Origin of the sequence: Bradyrhizobium sp. BR 1433 (assembly GCF_051547665.1) — a bacterium.
In the GTDB taxonomy this organism is placed as follows: Bacteria; Pseudomonadota; Alphaproteobacteria; order Rhizobiales; family Xanthobacteraceae; genus Bradyrhizobium; species Bradyrhizobium australafricanum.
In genome coordinates this window covers 5,644,232-5,659,489 of the sequence record NZ_JBPUGG010000001.1, presented here as the reverse complement: position 1 = coordinate 5,659,489, position 15,258 = coordinate 5,644,232, and the positions used below count along the sequence as shown (strand labels likewise).

The 15,258-nt window shown below is 63.3% G+C and carries 10 protein-coding genes and 1 pseudogene; 2 read left to right on the top strand and 9 right to left on the bottom strand.

The features are described 5' to 3' along the window. Positions 1 to 138: 138 nt before the first annotated feature. The 3 genes from ACSKB9_RS27180 to ACSKB9_RS27170 all read right to left on the bottom strand — a co-directional run bounded on the left by ACSKB9_RS27180 (position 139) and on the right by ACSKB9_RS27170 (position 6,041). A complete protein-coding gene (locus tag ACSKB9_RS27180; protein ID WP_438076964.1) occupies positions 139 to 2,373 on the bottom strand; it encodes a CHASE2 domain-containing protein in 2,235 nt (744 codons plus the stop codon). 100 nt (positions 2,374 to 2,473) lie between these two features. Continuing rightward, on the bottom strand, positions 2,474 to 2,716 hold the full coding sequence (locus ACSKB9_RS27175) for a type I secretion C-terminal target domain-containing protein (protein ID WP_438076962.1): 243 nt from the start codon (positions 2,714 to 2,716) through the stop codon (positions 2,474 to 2,476). After that, entirely contained in the window at positions 2,616 to 6,041 is a 3,426-nt protein-coding gene (locus tag ACSKB9_RS27170) for a VCBS domain-containing protein (RefSeq protein WP_438076960.1), read from the bottom strand. The genes ACSKB9_RS27175 and ACSKB9_RS27170 overlap by 101 nt, the downstream gene beginning before the upstream one ends. Between ACSKB9_RS27170 and ACSKB9_RS27165 the strand changes: the two genes are divergently transcribed. Next, positions 5,983 to 6,666 carry a hypothetical protein gene (locus ACSKB9_RS27165; RefSeq protein ID WP_438076958.1) on the top strand — a complete coding sequence of 228 codons (684 nt, stop codon included), beginning with the start codon at positions 5,983 to 5,985 and terminating at the stop codon, positions 6,664 to 6,666. The genes ACSKB9_RS27170 and ACSKB9_RS27165 overlap by 59 nt on opposite strands. Before the next feature lie 572 nt (positions 6,667 to 7,238). After that, complete coding sequence (locus ACSKB9_RS27160; RefSeq protein WP_438076956.1) at positions 7,239 to 7,988, top strand: transglutaminase-like cysteine peptidase; 750 nt, start codon at positions 7,239 to 7,241, stop codon at positions 7,986 to 7,988. A 128-nt stretch (positions 7,989 to 8,116) separates the two neighbouring features. Here ACSKB9_RS27160 and ACSKB9_RS27155 read toward each other — a convergent pair. From ACSKB9_RS27155 to ACSKB9_RS27130, 6 genes and pseudogenes are all read right to left on the bottom strand, one after another. After that, positions 8,117 to 9,317 (bottom strand): annotated as a pseudogene (locus ACSKB9_RS27155) (ABC transporter substrate-binding protein). A gap of 162 nt (positions 9,318 to 9,479) precedes the next feature. After that, positions 9,480 to 11,318 (bottom strand): AMP-dependent synthetase/ligase, encoded by a 1,839-nt coding sequence (locus tag ACSKB9_RS27150; protein ID WP_438076954.1) that lies wholly within the window; start codon positions 11,316 to 11,318, stop codon positions 9,480 to 9,482. A gap of 138 nt (positions 11,319 to 11,456) precedes the next feature. Further along, on the bottom strand, positions 11,457 to 12,236 hold the full coding sequence (locus tag ACSKB9_RS27145; RefSeq protein ID WP_438076952.1) for an ABC transporter ATP-binding protein: 780 nt from the start codon (positions 12,234 to 12,236) through the stop codon (positions 11,457 to 11,459). Positions 12,237 to 12,246: 10 nt separating this feature from the next. Continuing rightward, positions 12,247 to 13,005 carry an ABC transporter ATP-binding protein gene (locus tag ACSKB9_RS27140; RefSeq protein ID WP_028336610.1) on the bottom strand — a complete coding sequence of 253 codons (759 nt, stop codon included), beginning with the start codon at positions 13,003 to 13,005 and terminating at the stop codon, positions 12,247 to 12,249. Next, positions 13,002 to 14,153 carry a branched-chain amino acid ABC transporter permease gene (locus tag ACSKB9_RS27135; protein ID WP_016846829.1) on the bottom strand — a complete coding sequence of 384 codons (1,152 nt, stop codon included), beginning with the start codon at positions 14,151 to 14,153 and terminating at the stop codon, positions 13,002 to 13,004. The genes ACSKB9_RS27140 and ACSKB9_RS27135 overlap by 4 nt, the downstream gene beginning before the upstream one ends. Before the next feature lie 10 nt (positions 14,154 to 14,163). Continuing rightward, entirely contained in the window at positions 14,164 to 15,039 is an 876-nt protein-coding gene (locus tag ACSKB9_RS27130; RefSeq protein WP_018269126.1) for a branched-chain amino acid ABC transporter permease, read from the bottom strand. Positions 15,040 to 15,258: the final 219 nt, after the last annotated feature.

The following is a 15,258-nucleotide window of genomic DNA, read 5'->3' as shown; positions in this document are numbered from 1 at the left end:
GTGCGCAATTGCGCACGGGAGCCGGGACCCATACGCCGCGGCCGCCGCAATGGGCACGCGGCGAGACGATCTTCCGTCAACGACCATTCGTGGTTATGGGTCCCGGCCTTCGCCGGGACGACAGCGGGCTTGCGTCGGCTATTTCGTCGTCAACGCGAATGCGCCGTTCCAGTCGTCGGGCGGCGGCTCCTTTTGGAAGGCGCGGATGCGCGTCTCATAGAGGCGGTAGAGATATTGCAGCGTCTGCGCGTCGTCGGTCTTGCGGCCGCGTTCGATCGCGGCGAGCGCGCCGTCCCAATCGCGGCCGCGGTAGCAGGCGAGCATCTCGATGGTCAGGTTGCGCAGCCGCTGGAAGCGGCCGGAGCTCGCGACATCCTCACGGCCGGCAATCGCGTAGATCACCTCGGGCTCCTTCTTGCCCTTGACCATGATGAAATCGAGCTCGAGGATCGCAAACTTCTCCTTCACCGCAAGCGCAGTCTTCGATCCCACGATGATCGGGAAGCCGTACTCCTTGGACTGCCCCTCGAGCCGCGAGGCCAGATTGACGCTGTCGCCGAACACCGAGTAGTCGAAGCGCACATCGGAGCCCATATTGCCGACCACGCAGGAGCCGGTGGTGAGACCGACACCGATGTTGAGCGGCACATAGACGTGGCCGCCGTCCTTCGCCTCCTGCTCGCGCTCCCGGTTGAGGTCGTCGACGCGCTCCAGCATGTCGAGCGCCGCATCGCAGGCGTTGAGCTGGTGCTGCTTGTCATCGAGCGGCGCGTTCCAGAACGCCATGATGGCGTCGCCCATATATTTGTCGATGGTTCCCTTGCGGGCGAGGATCGCGTTGGAAAGCGGAGTAAGGAAGCGGTTCATCAGCGCCGTAAGGCCCTGCGGATTGCTCTTGTAGGTTTCCGAGATCGAGGTGAAGCCGCGCATGTCCGAGAACATGATGGTCATCTCGCGTTCCTCGCCGCCGAGCACCAGCCGCTCCGGCGACTGTGCCAGCTGCTCGACCAGCGCCGGCGACATGTACTGCACGAATTGCGACCTGATCTGTCGACGCTGCTGCTGCTCGCGCACGAAGGCGGAGAAGATCAGCGTGAGATAGATCGCCGTGGTCGACATCAGCGGATAGGTGAAGTCGATCAGCAGCCGGTGCTGGGAATAGAAATACCAGGAGGTGCCGATCAGCACCGAGGCGAACATTCCGCCGACGGCGACCAGCGTGATCGGACCGAACTTCGGCGCGAAGGCGATCACCAGGAGCCCCATGATCAGCGCGGCGAAGAACTCGATGCCGATGCCGTAATTCGGCTGCGAAACGACATCGCCGGTCAGCGCGCTCTCCAGCACCTGGGCGTGGACCTCGACACCGGGCATCGCCGGCGTCACCGGCGTCGTCTTGATGTCGTTCAGCCCGGTCGCTGAGGTGCCGATCACGATCAGCTTGCCGGCAATTCGGTCCGGTGGGACGCGCCCGTCCAGCACATCGACCGCCGAGACATAGATCGAGGGATCGCGGCGGGCGTAGTGGATCCAGAGTTGGCCGTGGAGATCGGTCGGGATCGCAAAGCCCTTGAGGCCGAGGCTCTTGATACCGGCCTTGTCGGCCTTGATCAGGATCGTGCCCGAGCCGCTCGCCACCCGCAGCATCTCGAAGCTCAGCGACGGCATGGTGATGCCCTGCGCCACCATGATCATCGGCACGCGCCTGACGATGCCATCGCGCTCCGGCCTGATCGTGAACAGACCGCGCCCGGCAGCCGCCTCCTCGAGCACCGGCACGTTGCGCAGCAGCCCCGGGAACATGAACATGAAAGGCTGCGGCTCCTCGCCGAGCATCGCAAGTCCGGTGACCGGAAGCTTTTCGTTGAGGTCGGCGCGCACGTTGGGTCCACCGGATTCGCCGAGCACCACGCGCGAGTTCTTGATGGCTTCGGCCATGATGCTGTCGTTGCTCGGCAGCTGCCGCAGCCTGGCGCGCATCTCCTCATCGAGGCTGCTGAACGTATCCGCGGCGATATCGGGGTTGAGACGATCCGGCTCGGAGAACACCGCGTCGAACGCGATCACCACGGCGCCGAGCCGGGTGAGATTGGTGACGATGTCGGCGAGCCGGGTCCGCGGCCACGGCCATTGTCCGAGCCGGGGATCGGCGAGGCTCTTTTCGTCGATGTCAACGATGGTGACCGGCCGCGCGGTCTTCTGGCGCGGCTGCAGCGCCTGGAATGTGTCAAACGTCCTGACGCGAAGCTCCTGGACCGGAGCCGGATCCACGATCCGCAGCGCGGCAATGCCGATCAACAGCGCCACGCAGACCAGCCGCGCATAGCCGAAGCGCCGTGCGAACCACCTGCGTATCGCCTTCAGCCGTTTCATGCCATCTGGATATCACGCGCGCAGAATTGTTCCAATCGAGCAAGCATGCGCAGTGCACAATCAGCCGGGCCAGCCCCCCGGCGGCACGGCCGCGCGCCCGTCACGTAAAATGAATGATGAAGTCGTTCTGGGACAGGCTCGCCTTCGCGACATTGTGCAATGTGATCGTGTCTGCGCTGTCGATCGTGATCAGCGTATCCGCCGAATTGGTCGGCGATGTCGCAACATGCTGATCGAACCAGCTACTGAAGGTGCTTGCCGAGACGACCGTGGACAGGTCGATCTGGTCCTGGCCTGGCGTGAAGTTCAGGATCGTGTCGTGGTTGAAGTTCGGCGCAAACACGAACTTGTCCTGGTACCCCGATCCAAAGAACACGTCCTTGTCGCTGGTCCCGGTCAGAATCACGGGCTCGGGCCGATCCTGTTGGACGTTGAAGATCAGGTTGACCGTATCGGTTGCGCCATGGCCATCGGTCACGGAGAGCGCGATCGTGTCGGTCGCTGGAGCTGTCTGGCCGGGGTTGTCGAACGAGGCCCGACGATCCAAGCGCGGTGTTGATGCTGGAGAGAAGCCCCTCCTGCGACGAAGGCGCAACGCTGCTGCCCGCACCGGGCGTCGTCACCGCGGCCATGGTGAAGGTCTCGTCGGCCGTCGCATCGGCGTCCGTCACGGTCAGGCCGGAGATCGTCTCGGTCCCGTTGGGATGTTCGGTGATACTGACGTTGTCGGTGTGGATCACCGGCGCGTCGTTGGCGCCGATCACGTCGATCATCAGCTTCGCGGTCCCGACGGCGCCATGCGCGTCGATCGTCTCCACATCGAACGTGTCGGCATAGGTGCCCTTGCCGAGCGCGTTGATAGCGGCAGCATCGGGAACATAGCTGTAGGTGCCGTCCGGGTTGACGGTCAGCGAGCCGTAGAGGCCTGCGATCTGCGTGACCGCGGCGTGGTCCGAATTGAGCGCGGCATAAGTCAGCGTCGCGGTTTCGCCATGGTCGACGTCGTTGCCATGAAGCGTGCCAGTCAGCGCGCCGAACGTGTCGTTATCGGCGGTATCGGTGAGCGTGCCGGCATTGACGTCGGCGAGTGTCGGCGCGTCGTTGGCGCCGTTGATCGTGATCGTCACGGGCTCGTTGACGACGCCGCCATGGTGGTCGTCGATCTGGATCGTGTAGGTCAGCGTCAGCGTCTCGCCGAGGGCGAGATAGTCGAAATTCTGGTCCGCGGCCGAGAACGTCCAGGTCGACGATCCGGTTGAACCGCCGGTCGCGTCCGTCAACGTACCCAGCGACAGCCAGTTCAGGATCGTGGACTCGTCGGGCAGGCCCGTGGTCGCCCCGGATTCGGCGACGCCGGTGATGGTCATGGTGTGGGTGTCGCTGAGATCCACATCGGTGAAGGTCACGGTGCCGGATGCGCTGTCCAGCGTCGATGAACCGGTCGTATCGGGTTGTTCGGGGATGATGGCCGCCTGAGGCGCCGACGTGACGATCGGCGCGTCATTGCTGCCGGTAATCGTGATCGTCACCGGTTGGCTGATCACGCCGCCATGATGGTCATTGACCTCGACCGTATAGGTCAGCGTCAGTGTCTCACCGTCGGCAAGATAATCGAAATTGCGGTCGGCGGCCGAGAAGGTCCAGGCCTGGGATCCGGCGACCCCGCCGGTCGAATCGGTCAGCGTCCCCAGCGAGAGCCAGTTCAGGATGGTGGACTCGTCCTCAGGCAGGCCTGTGGTCGTTCCGGATTCCGCGACGCCGGTGATGGACACGATGTGGGTGTCGCCGAGATCGACGTCGGCAAATGTCACCGCGCCCTGGGCCACGTCGAGCTTGATCGATCCGGTCTCGCCGATCATCTCGGGGACCGTGGCGGTCGGCGGCTCCGACGTGAACGTCGGCACGTCGTTGGTGCCCGTGATGGTGATGGTGACGGACTGGGTGACGACACCGCCGTGGTGGTCGTCGACCTGGATCAGGTAAGTCAGCGTCAACGTCTCGCCGACGGCGAGATAGTCGAAATTCCTGTCGGCGGCCGAGAAAGTCCAGGCGCGCGATCCGGTTACGCCGCCGGTCGAATCCGTCAGCGTGCCGAGCGACATCCAGCCCAGTATCGTCGCCTGATCGGGAAGCCCCGTGGTCACGCCCGTTTCGGTGACGCCAGCCACGGTGACGCTGTGGATGTCGCTGAGATCGACATCGACGAAGGTCACGGTACCGGATGCGGTATCCGGCACGACCGAACCGGTCGTCTCCTCGGCTTCAGTGATGGCGGCCGCCTGGGTCGGCGAGGTGATCACCGGCCTGTCGTCGGCGCCGACGATCGTGATGGTGACCGGCAGCGTGATGACGCCGCCCTGATGGTCGTCGATCTCGACCGTGTAGGTCAGCGTCAGCGTCTCGCCGGTGGCGAGATAGTCGAAGCTCCTGTCGGCGGCCGAGAACGTCCAGGAGCGCGATCCCGTCACGCCATCGGTCGAATCGGTCAGCGCGCCCAGCGACAGCCAGCTCAGCACGGTGGCATGGCTGGCAAGTCCGGTGGTGACGCCGGCCTCGGTGACGCCGGTGATGGTGACCGTATGCGTGTCGGTCAGATCCGCATCGGTAAATGTCAGCGTGCCGTGCGCCGTATCAGGCTGGGCGGAATTCGTCGTTGCTGGGAGTTCGGTGATCGAACCGGCCTGCGCCGAGGACGTCACCACCGGGGAGTCGTTGGTGCCGGTGATCGTGATCGTGAAGGTCTTGAACGTGGTCTCGTTGTTCGGCGCGAAATTGTTATCGACGCGCGCGACATAGGCCAGCGTCAGCGTTTCTCCGGCAGCCAGGAAGTCGAACGCGCTGTCAGCAAGGTTGTAGGTCCAGGTCGCCGAACCGGCATTCTTGTTGTTCGGGTCGGGCTCGAGCAGCAACGGGATCTCGACGGTCTTGATGGCCGCAAGCTGCGCTGCCGTCAGCGATGAGGTCACGTCGCTGCCGTTGGCGTCCCGGTAGCTGAACGCGGAATAGTCGACCTTCGCACTCGGTATGTCACCGACGTTGAGGTCCAGCCATTTGATCTGGCCCGTCGCAGTGTCGAACAGCCCGCTTTGGGTCAGCCCCGGCCGCTCGGTAAACGCCGCGTCCTGGGTCACGACCTGCGGCGGCCCCGGGATGTGGTCGATCCTGCTGTTGGGAACGCCACCGGCCTGAGGGCCGGTCGTGTTGACGAAGGTCAGCAGAATGATGATCGGCGCGCCACTGTCGCTGCTGGTGAGCTTGAAGCTGCTCGAGACCGGGACGACGCTGTCCGTGAAGTTGGTGGTGAGCTTGGTGTTGGGATTGTTGTTGTCGGTGAACTTCAGCGCAAAGACGTCGGAGATCAGCTTCTGCGCATCGGTCGACAGTTGCGCCGACGAGACGAAGCTGACGCTGCCTTGGCCGTTGACAATGGTCTGGGTGCCGGCCTGATCGACGGTCGCGATCGGATTGAGCGTCGTCTTGTCGAACAGGATGTAGGAGCCGGTGCTGCCATCGGGCTCGACCAGCACCTGGAATTTGGCCGGCGGCACGCCGCCGGTGCCCTGCACGTCGAAATCGATCTCGACCAGCACCGCGGTGCCGCGGATGCCCATGGTCGCGACCGGCGTATCGACCTTCATGTCGCCGTGCTTGGCGGTCGCGCCGGCCACGAAGGAGATCGTGCCCGAGACCAGAACTCATCAGCGACGTATTGCTCGACCCGTTCGGGTCGTAGATCATTTCGTTCAGCACCATCTTGGCGTTCGGTCCGAGACCGAACACGGTGCCGTCGATGAAAGTGATGCCGAGCGTAGAGTCGCCGCCGGACTGCACCACGTCACCCTTGTTGACGTTATCGCCCTGGTTCAGGACGATCGCGACGCCGTTGCGGATGGCCGTGGCGTTCCCGGTCAGCTTGGTGACATGGCCGATGACCTTGGCCGGCTCCGCCGCGCCGCCGGCCTGGGCATATTGGGTGTAGCCGGTGAGTGCGTTGACGAGATCGCCGGTGAGATGCGCGCCGTCAGGCGACGCCAGCGGCGCGCGCTTCTCGCCCTTGAAATAGTCGTTCAGGACGAGTTCCCGATCGTCCTTCGCGATGACGAGGTCGAGCCCGGTCCGCTTGAAGTCGCCGGTGAACAGCAATTGCCCATCGTCGACGATGATCGCGCCGGGCGGAGCATGCGTGGAAACGCTGTCGACGTGCACATATCCACGGGCATAAGCGTCCGTGTTCGGCAACAGGCCGTCGAATTTCTCGACAAAGTTCACTGCGGATCACCGCACGAGAGTTAATATTGTTAAAATATCCGAATGATTATGCCTGCATATCATCGGATAAAGCTTGGCGAAACCACTCTGTGCTTGCGCAAGGTGGCCCTGTTGTGCGGTTTGACTGGATGTGACTTGGCTCACGCTGTGAAGAGCCGTGTAGTTCGGATTCGCTTGACGGTACCATAAGGTGGGATTCAAGCCAAGATACGTACTGAGCCACGTATTCGTGGTATTGATTGGCATTTCTGTACTTGCCTCTATTTCCCCTTAGCCCAGAGCGGGCATTTGACCCCAATTTCCCGGCCAAAGCTGTGACTTAGCTTACAAATCACAGCAGTCCCGTGCGCGGACCGGCCGGGTTAACCAGAGGGCAAGGATGAGTTGCAAAGCAGTGGAAAAAGGTTCGCCGCTTCCTTTCACAAACCGGTAAAGTTTTCGGGACCCCAAGCAGGCGCCCTTTAGCCTCTTCCCCTAATTCCCCACATCTTAAGTCGAATTCGAAGGGATCGTTCGCCATGCTGCCCGGCATGAAACGATCCGGTCGCGTGCGCGGTGCAATGTCCACCCGCCGAAGAGCGGACAGGGGGTGTCAGATGAGATTCTCGCTTCGCCCGCTTGCGCTGCGCGCCGTCATGCTGGGCTTCGGCCTGGCCCTGGCCGCGCCGGTTGCGGAGCTCAATGCCGCTTCGATGCTCTCGCCCGGCCCGGCGACGCTGATCAGAAAGTCGACCGAGCCGTTCGGCCTGACGACCAGCCTGCTTGCCGACGGCGGCCTGCACGACAAATGGCTCGGCGTGCAGCGCCAGCTCGCCGACGAATTGGAGCAACTGGCAGCCTGCGAGAGCGACCGCGCTGGCTGCGCGTCGCCGGCGGCGCTGCGATTCCTGGCGATCGTCGATGCCGGACGGGCGCGTCAGGGTCGCGCCCGGCTCGGCGAGATCAACCGCGCGATCAACCTTGCGATCCGTCCGGGCAGCGATCTTGCGGCCTATGGCGAGCCCGACGTCTGGGCGACGCCGCTCGCCACCTTCGCCCGCGGCAGCGGCGACTGCGAGGACTATGCGATTGCGAAACTCGTGGCGCTGCGCAGGGCCGGCGTGGCGCCGGAAGATCTGCGGATCGTCGTCCTGCATGACCTTCTCGGCGGCGAAGACCATGCGGTGCTCGCGGCGCGGCTCGACGGCCGCTGGCTGACGCTCGACAACCGCCGCATGACGATGATCGAGGACAGCGACATCAGGAGTTTTCGGCCGACCTTCGTGATCGACCAGCACGGCGTCAGCCGTTATGTCGATGCCCCGCTCGTCGCCGAGGCCGCGTGGCGGCCGGCGCGGGTGAACTAAGAGCCGGCCAAACATACCTTTCCGTCATTGCGAGCGAAGCGAAGCAATCCATCCCTCCGCGGAAAGATGGATTGCTTCGTCGCTTCGCTCCTCGCAATGACGAGTGAATCCAGATGAGCGACTGCCCGTCAGAACATCAGATTGTCCTTCACCAGCACCCAGCGGCCGCCCTTGACCTGCTGCACCTGGGTGATGGTGTTGGCGAGATGATCCGTCTTCGAGAACTTGGTCGGCGGCGAGCTGAAGATGTCGAGGAATTTGTCGCCTGACTCCAGCGAGTTCCAGCATCTTCTGGCCGGAGAGATCCTTGCCCGCCTTCTGCGCGTAGAAGGCGAAGGTCATCACCGCGTTGTAGCCGATGATCGCCTGGGTATTGGCGTCGGTGTTGAACATCTTCTTGTAGTTCACCAGCCAGTCCTTCACCTTGCCCTTGGCCGTGTCCTCGTAAGGAATCTCGAAGCCCGAGGCCGCATAGAGCCCTTCGACGGCTTCCTTGCCGAGCGCCGGCACTTCGAGCACGTTGGTCGGGGTGGCGCCGAGGAAGGTCACGTCCCAGCCGAGCTTCTTCGCCTCGTTCATCGCGCCGATGGTCTCGCGGATCACGGTGCCGAGCACGACGAGGTCGCAGCCGTCGGCCTTCATCTTGGCGACCTGCGCCGAGAAGTCGGAGGCGCCGCGCTTGTAGCTCGTGACCGAGGCCGGCTGCACCTTCATCGCGCCAAGCTGCTGGGTGAAGCCGTCGAGCACATTTTTGCCGTACTCGTCATCCTGATGCATGATGCAGGGCTTCTTGAAGTTCTTCCACTCCATCATGTATTTGAGCGCGGCGCGCGTGCTCTCGACATAGGGCAGGAGGTTGTTGAACTTCAGCCGCTCCTGCGGCTTGGCGGGATCGAACTTGAAGGTGAATTCGGCGGCCGTCAGCGGGAACAGCTGCAACACGCCCGCATCGAACAGGATGTCCTGCGCGGCGAGCACGGTCGGCGAGCCCATCGGGCCGATCATCGCGAACACCTTGTCGCGCTCGACCATCTTCTGCGAGGCCAGCACCGCCTTCTTCGGATCGTAGCCGTTGTCCTCCAGGATCATCTTGATCTTGCGGCCGTTGATGCCGCCGCCGGCGTTGATTTCCTCGACCGCCATCTTCATGCCGTTGGACACCGGAACGCCCCAGACCTTGATCGGGCCGGACAAGTCCTGATGCGTTCCGATCACGATCTCGGTCGGCGAGATGCCTTCATTGGTGACCTTGGTCTGGGCTGCGGCCGGCAGACAGGTCAGCGCCAGCGCGCTCACCGCAAGGCCCAGCGCCTTCAGCGATTTCGACATTGCAGTCTCCTCCTTACATGGCCCATGTTAAGCGAAGGGTCGGGCCTGCTCGCTCCTTCGCCAATTCGGTGTCGTCGAATCCCTTCTTTGAGCATGATCTCCGCGCAAGCGCTGCGCGCTTGTCGCGAGGGAAAACCGCTTCACACTCTCTCGGATCATGCTCTATGCCACCGCGCGTTCGCCATACATGGCGGCGATCTCGGCCGCGTAGCGCTTGTTCACGAAGCTGCGCTTCAGCTTCATGGTCGGCGTCAGCTCCTCGTCCTCGGGCGTGAGCTGGCGCTCGATCAGATAGAATTTCTTGACGGTCTCGACGCGCGCGAACTTCACGTTGACCGCCTCGACCTCGCGCTGGATCAGATCCTGGATTTCGCGGGCGCGGCACAGGCTCGCGTAATTGGTGAAGGGGATGTCGTGATCCTGGGCGTATTTCTCGACATTCTCCTGGTCGATCATGATCAGGCAGGTGAGATACGGCCGCTTGTCGCCGATCACGACCGCATCCGAGACATAGGGCGAGAATTTGAGCTGGTTCTCGATCTCGGACGGCGTGATGTTCTTGCCGCCGGAGGTGATGATGATGTCCTTCATCCGGTCGGTGATCTTGACGTAGCCTTCATTGTCGATCGTGCCGACGTCGCCGGTGTGCAGCCAGCCCTTGGCGTCGATCGTCTCGGCGGTCTTCTCCGGCTGGTTGAGATAGCCCATGAACAGGAAGTCGCCCTTGATCAGGATCTCGCCCTTCGGGCAGATCATCACCTCGCCCCAGGGCGCGGCCTTGCCGACCGAGCCGAGCTTGATGCGGTCTGCCGGCATCATGGTCGCGACGCCGCAATTCTCGGTCTGGCCGTAGACCTCGCGCATGTCGATGCCGAGCGCGAGATACCAGCGGATCAGATCCGGCGAGATCGGCGCGGCGCCGGTCAGCGCGATCCGGCAGCGGTCGAGCCCGAGCATGCGGCGGATGTTGCGGAACACCAGCCAATAGGCCGCGCGGTTGGCGAGCCGCAGCGACAAGGGTGGCGTCTCGCCCTGCAGCCGGCACTCGGTCATCCGGTTGCCGATCGCGAGCGCGCGGGCATACATCCAGTTCTGGAACGGGGTCGCATCCTTCAGCGCGATGGTGATGCCGGAATAGAACTTCTCCCAGATCCGGGGCACCGCGAGGAATGCGGTCGGCTGCACCTCGCGCAGATTGTCCGGCACCGTCTCCGGGCTCTCGGCGAAATTCATCACCGATCCCAGCGCGAGCGAGAGGTAATAGCCGCCGACCCGCTCGGCGACGTGGCAGAGCGGCAGGAACACCAGCCGCTCCTCGCTGTCGGTCGAGGGGTAGAGATCGTTGGCGTGGCGCATCTGGTGCGTCACGCCGCGGTTGGAGTGCATCGCGCCCTTGGGCAGGCCCGTGGTGCCGGAGGTGTAGACCAGGATCGCGAGATCGGCGGCGGTGCGGCTGCCGGTCATCTCGTCCCACAGCGCCGGATTGCCCCAGGCATGATTGCGCCCGAGCGACGTGAATTCCGCGAGCGACAGCACCATCGGATCGGAGAAGCCGGAGAGGCCCTCCATGTCGAACACGACGATCTTCTCCAGCGTCGGACAGCGCGACCGGCAGGTCAGCACCTTGTCGAGCTGCTCCTCGTCCTCGACGAAGATCACCCGCGTGCGGGAATCGTTGATGAGGTATTCGACCTGCGCCGCCGAATCGGTCGGATAGATGCCGGAGGAGACGCCGCCGGCGCACAGGATGCCCATGTCGGCATAGACCCATTCCGGCACCGCGTTGGCGATGATCGAGCCAACGTCGCCGGGACGGAAGCCTGTGGCATGCAGGCCGTAGGCGATGTCCTTGGAGATCTGCAGCCATTCGCGCCAGCTGGTCGGTTGCCAGATGCCGAACTTCTTCTCGCGGATCGCGGGCCTGTCGCCACGCGTTTGAACCGCGAGCAGAAAGCTCCTCGCGATCGTGTCGGCAACCGTCAGCACCGCTGGTCCTGCCATGCGCGCTCCCTCCTCTGCCGCCCGTCTCAGCGCCGGCTTGTGTTGCCGGTCTTGTTGGCGAAACAGGCCTGAAATCTAGCTCCAACTCTCGTTCAGTGCCAAACCTTCCTCGGCGCCGTTGCCGGCGCCCAGTCATTCTCAGCGCCACGTCTTCTTCTTTTTCCAGCGCCGCTCGCCGCGCGCACCGGCTTCCTTGGCGCCGAGGTAGAACTCCTGGATATCGGGTGAATTCATCAGCCGCTCGCAGGTATCGTTCATGACGACGCGGCCGATCTCCAGCACATAGCCGTAATGCGCCGTCTCCAGCGCGATCTTGGCATTCTGCTCGACCAGCAGGATCGACATGCCCTGCTCCTCATTGACGCGGCGGATGATGGTGAAGATCTCCTTCACCAGGATCGGCGACAGCCCGAGCGACGGCTCATCGAGCAGCAGCAGCGTCGGCCGATTCATCAGCGCCCGCCCGATCGCCAGCATCTGCTGCTCGCCGCCCGAAAGCTGCCCGGCCGGCTGGCCGAGCCGCTCTCTCAACCGTGGAAAATAGCCGTAGACGCGATCGAGGTCCTGCGCCACACCGTCGCGGTCCTTGCGCAGATAGGCGCCCATCATCAGGTTTTCGCGCACCGATAGGAACGGAAACACCTCGCGCCCCTCCGGCACGTGGCTCAGCCCGAGCCGCACGATCCGGTCGGCCTCCATGCGCTGGATCGGCTTGCCGAGGAATTCGATCGAGCCCTTCTGCGGGTCGAGGACGCCGGAGATCGTCTTCAGGACCGTGGTCTTGCCGGCGCCGTTGGCGCCGAGCAGCGTCACGATCCGGCCGCGCGGCACTTCGAGGCTGATGCCGCGGATCGCCATGATCGGCCCGTAATAGCTTTCGATGTTGGAGAGTTTCAGGATGATGTCCGCTGTGCTCATGGCATCATCCTCATGCGCCGAGATACGCTGCGACGACGTCGGGATGGTGCTGCACCTCGGACGGCGAGCCCATCGCCAGCACGCGGCCGTAGTTCAGCGCGATGACGCGGTCGGAGACGCGGTTGACCAGCGTCATGTCGTGCTCGACCATCAGCACGGTGATGCCGAGTTCGCTCTTCATGTCGCGGATCCAGAACGACATGTCGTCGGTCTCCTCGACATTGAGGCCGGAGGACGGCTCGTCGAGCAGAATCAGCTTCGGCTCCGAACACAGCGCCCGCGCCAACTCGATCACCTTGCGCACGCCGTAAGGCAGTCCCGAGATTAGCTTGTCGCGGTAGGGCTCGAGATCGAGGAACTCGATCACCTGCTCGACGCGGCGGCGATGCGCCTTCTCGCCGGCACGAACGCTCGGCAGGAACAATAGCTCCTGCCACAGCCGGGTGGTGGAATGGCGATGGCGGCCGACCAGGAGATTGCTCAGCACGGTCGCGTTCTCGAACAGCTCGATGTTCTGGAAGGTGCGGGCGATGCCGAGTTTCGCGATATCGTAGGCCGGCTCCTGGGTGATGTCCTGATCCTCGAAGAAGATCTTGCCGGAGGTCGGCGGATAGATCCGCGAGATCAGGTTGAAGATCGAGCTCTTGCCGGCGCCGTTGGGCCCGATGATCGAGAGGATCTCGCCCTTCTCGACCGCGAAGCTGACCGCATCGACTGCCTTGAGGCCACCGAAATGCAGCGACAGGTTCTCGGCGCGGAAATAGCTCATCTGTTCCGCTCCGATTTCACATAGATCTTCTGCCGCTTGAAGGTAGCGCGCTTGTAGAGCGGGAACAGCTGGAAGAAGAGCTTGATCTTGAGCCAGCGGCCGTAGAGTCCGAGTGGTTCAAACAGCACGAACAGCACGATGATGATGCCGTAGATCGCGCCTTTCAGTCCGTTGGCGGAGGCGAAGGCTGCGACCGCGTCCTGGATGTGGCCCGCGCGCTCGGTGCCGGCGCCGAGGGTGGCAGCAATGCCGCCGATCACGCCCGGCATATCGTCCTTCAGATAGGTCAGGAACGGATCGATCATGACCAGGAAGATCGCGCCCAGCACCGCGCCGTGCAAGCTGAACGTGCCGCCGATCAGGATCACGATGATGAACTCGATCGAGAGCTGCAGCGTGAACATCTCGGGCGAAATGAAGGACAGCTTGTGCGCGAACAGCACGCCGGCAAAGCCGGTGATCGCCGCCGAAATCGCGAACGACTTCACCTTGTAGAGCGCGACATTGATGCCCATGCTGCGCGCCGCGGTCTCGCTGTCGCGGATCGCGACGAAGGCGCGCCCGGTCGGCGAGCGCAGCAGATTGAGCGTGCCGACGATGGTCAGCACCAGCACCGCAAGGCAGAGGTAATAGAAGGTCGGGCCGTCGCGCGACACCGTGGTGCCGAGCAGCTGCATGGTCTTGACCCGCATGCCCTCATTGCCGTTGGTGACGCTTTCCCAGCGCGCCAGGATCTCCTCGACGATGAACGCAAAGGAGATCGTCGCGATCACCAGATAGATGCCCTGCAGCCGCAAGGCCGGAAATCCGACCAGCGCGCCGACCACGCCGGTCAACAGCCCCGCGGCGAGGAAGTAGACCGGGAACGGCACATTGAACTGCTGCAGATAGGCCGCGGTATAGGCGCCGATCGCAAGAAACGCGGCATGGCCGAGCGAGGCCTGTCCGGTGAAGCCGGTCAGGATCAAGAGCCCGACGCCGACGGTCGCGTAGATGCAGACGAAGACCAGCTGGCTCATCAGATAGCTCGAGAGCACATAGGGCGCGATCAGCAGCACCGCCAGCAACAGACCGTAGGAGTAGATGTAGCCCGAATGCGGGAACAGCTTGATGTCGTCTTCGTAATCGGTCTTGAAGAGAAACCGCATCCGTTGCTCCTCAGACTTTCTTCCGGACGTGAAGGCCGAACAGGCCCTCGGGCTTGAGCAGCAGCACCGCAAGCAGCACGATGTAGGGCGCGACGTCCTTCCATCCCTGCGGCAGATAGAAGCCGGCCATGCTCTCGATCACGCCGATCAGGACGCCGCCGACCACGGCGCCCGGGATCGAGCCGAAGCCGCCGAGCACCGCGGCCGGAAATGCCTTCAACCCAAGCACCAGGCCGACATTGGAATGAATGAAGGTGATCGGCGCCAGCAGCACGCCGGCGCAGGTCGCGACCGCGGCCGAGATCGCCCAGACGATCGAGACCACCCGCTTGACCGGAATGCCCATGTAATAGGCAGCCAGCATGTTCTCGGAGCTGGCGCGCATCGCGGTGCCGAGCGTGGTCCGGTTGAAGAACAGATAGAGCAGCGCGCACAAGATGATGGTCGCCGCGATCACCGACAGCTTGTCGTAGGCGAGCACCAGGCTGCCGATCCGCAGGACGCCCTGGCTGAACGGCGTCTCGATCTTGAAGTCGTCGGTGCCCCAGATCATGCCGGAGATCGAGCGCAGGAAATAGCCGAGCCCGATCGTCGCCATGATGATGGAGAATTGCGGGTAGCCGAGGATCGGCCGCACCACGAGCCGCTCGGCCAGCATGCCGAACAGCGCCATGCAGATCACCGCGCCGGCGAACCCGACCCAGTAATTCAGCCCGAGCATGCCGATGAAGGTGAAGGCGAAAAAGCCGCCCAGCATCATCAAATCGCCTTGCGCGAAATTGACGACCTCGGTTGCCTTGTAGACCAGCACGAAGCCGAGCGCGATCAGGCCGTAAACGCAGCCGAGCGCGATGCCGCTGACGAGCTGCTGAACAAAGTCCAGCATCGTTCCCTCCCCGATGCCCGGCAATTCTTATCCGATCGCTCGTTGCATCCCGCCTTCACGCCCTTGTGTCTGGAGCGCCGAAAGCCGCCTATGTCCGCCCCGATTGAGCCAAAAGGCCCGATCCCTGTCAACAAACCGCTGTTGTCGCTGTATCATCACATTTGCGGAGATTTGCCGCAGCACGGACTAATACGGATATCACCCTTGATTTGCCCCGTG

Excerpts from the sequence above, each read along its gene's own strand:
- ACSKB9_RS27130 (WP_018269126.1), bottom strand. The coding sequence starts at position 15,039 with ATGCTGGACTTTGTTCAGCAGCTCGTCAGCGGCATCGCGCTCGGCTGC.
- ACSKB9_RS27145 (WP_438076952.1), bottom strand. The coding sequence starts at position 12,236 with ATGAGCACAGCGGACATCATCCTGAAACTCTCCAACATCGAAAGCTAT.
- ACSKB9_RS27165 (WP_438076958.1), top strand. The coding sequence starts at position 5,983 with ATGGTCGCGACCGGCGTATCGACCTTCATGTCGCCGTGCTTGGCGGTC.
- ACSKB9_RS27135 (WP_016846829.1), bottom strand. The coding sequence starts at position 14,153 with ATGCGGTTTCTCTTCAAGACCGATTACGAAGACGACATCAAGCTGTTC.
- ACSKB9_RS27180 (WP_438076964.1), bottom strand. The coding sequence starts at position 2,373 with ATGAAACGGCTGAAGGCGATACGCAGGTGGTTCGCACGGCGCTTCGGC.
- ACSKB9_RS27140 (WP_028336610.1), bottom strand. The coding sequence starts at position 13,005 with ATGAGCTATTTCCGCGCCGAGAACCTGTCGCTGCATTTCGGTGGCCTC.
- ACSKB9_RS27160 (WP_438076956.1), top strand. The coding sequence starts at position 7,239 with ATGAGATTCTCGCTTCGCCCGCTTGCGCTGCGCGCCGTCATGCTGGGC.
- ACSKB9_RS27150 (WP_438076954.1), bottom strand. The coding sequence starts at position 11,318 with ATGGCAGGACCAGCGGTGCTGACGGTTGCCGACACGATCGCGAGGAGC.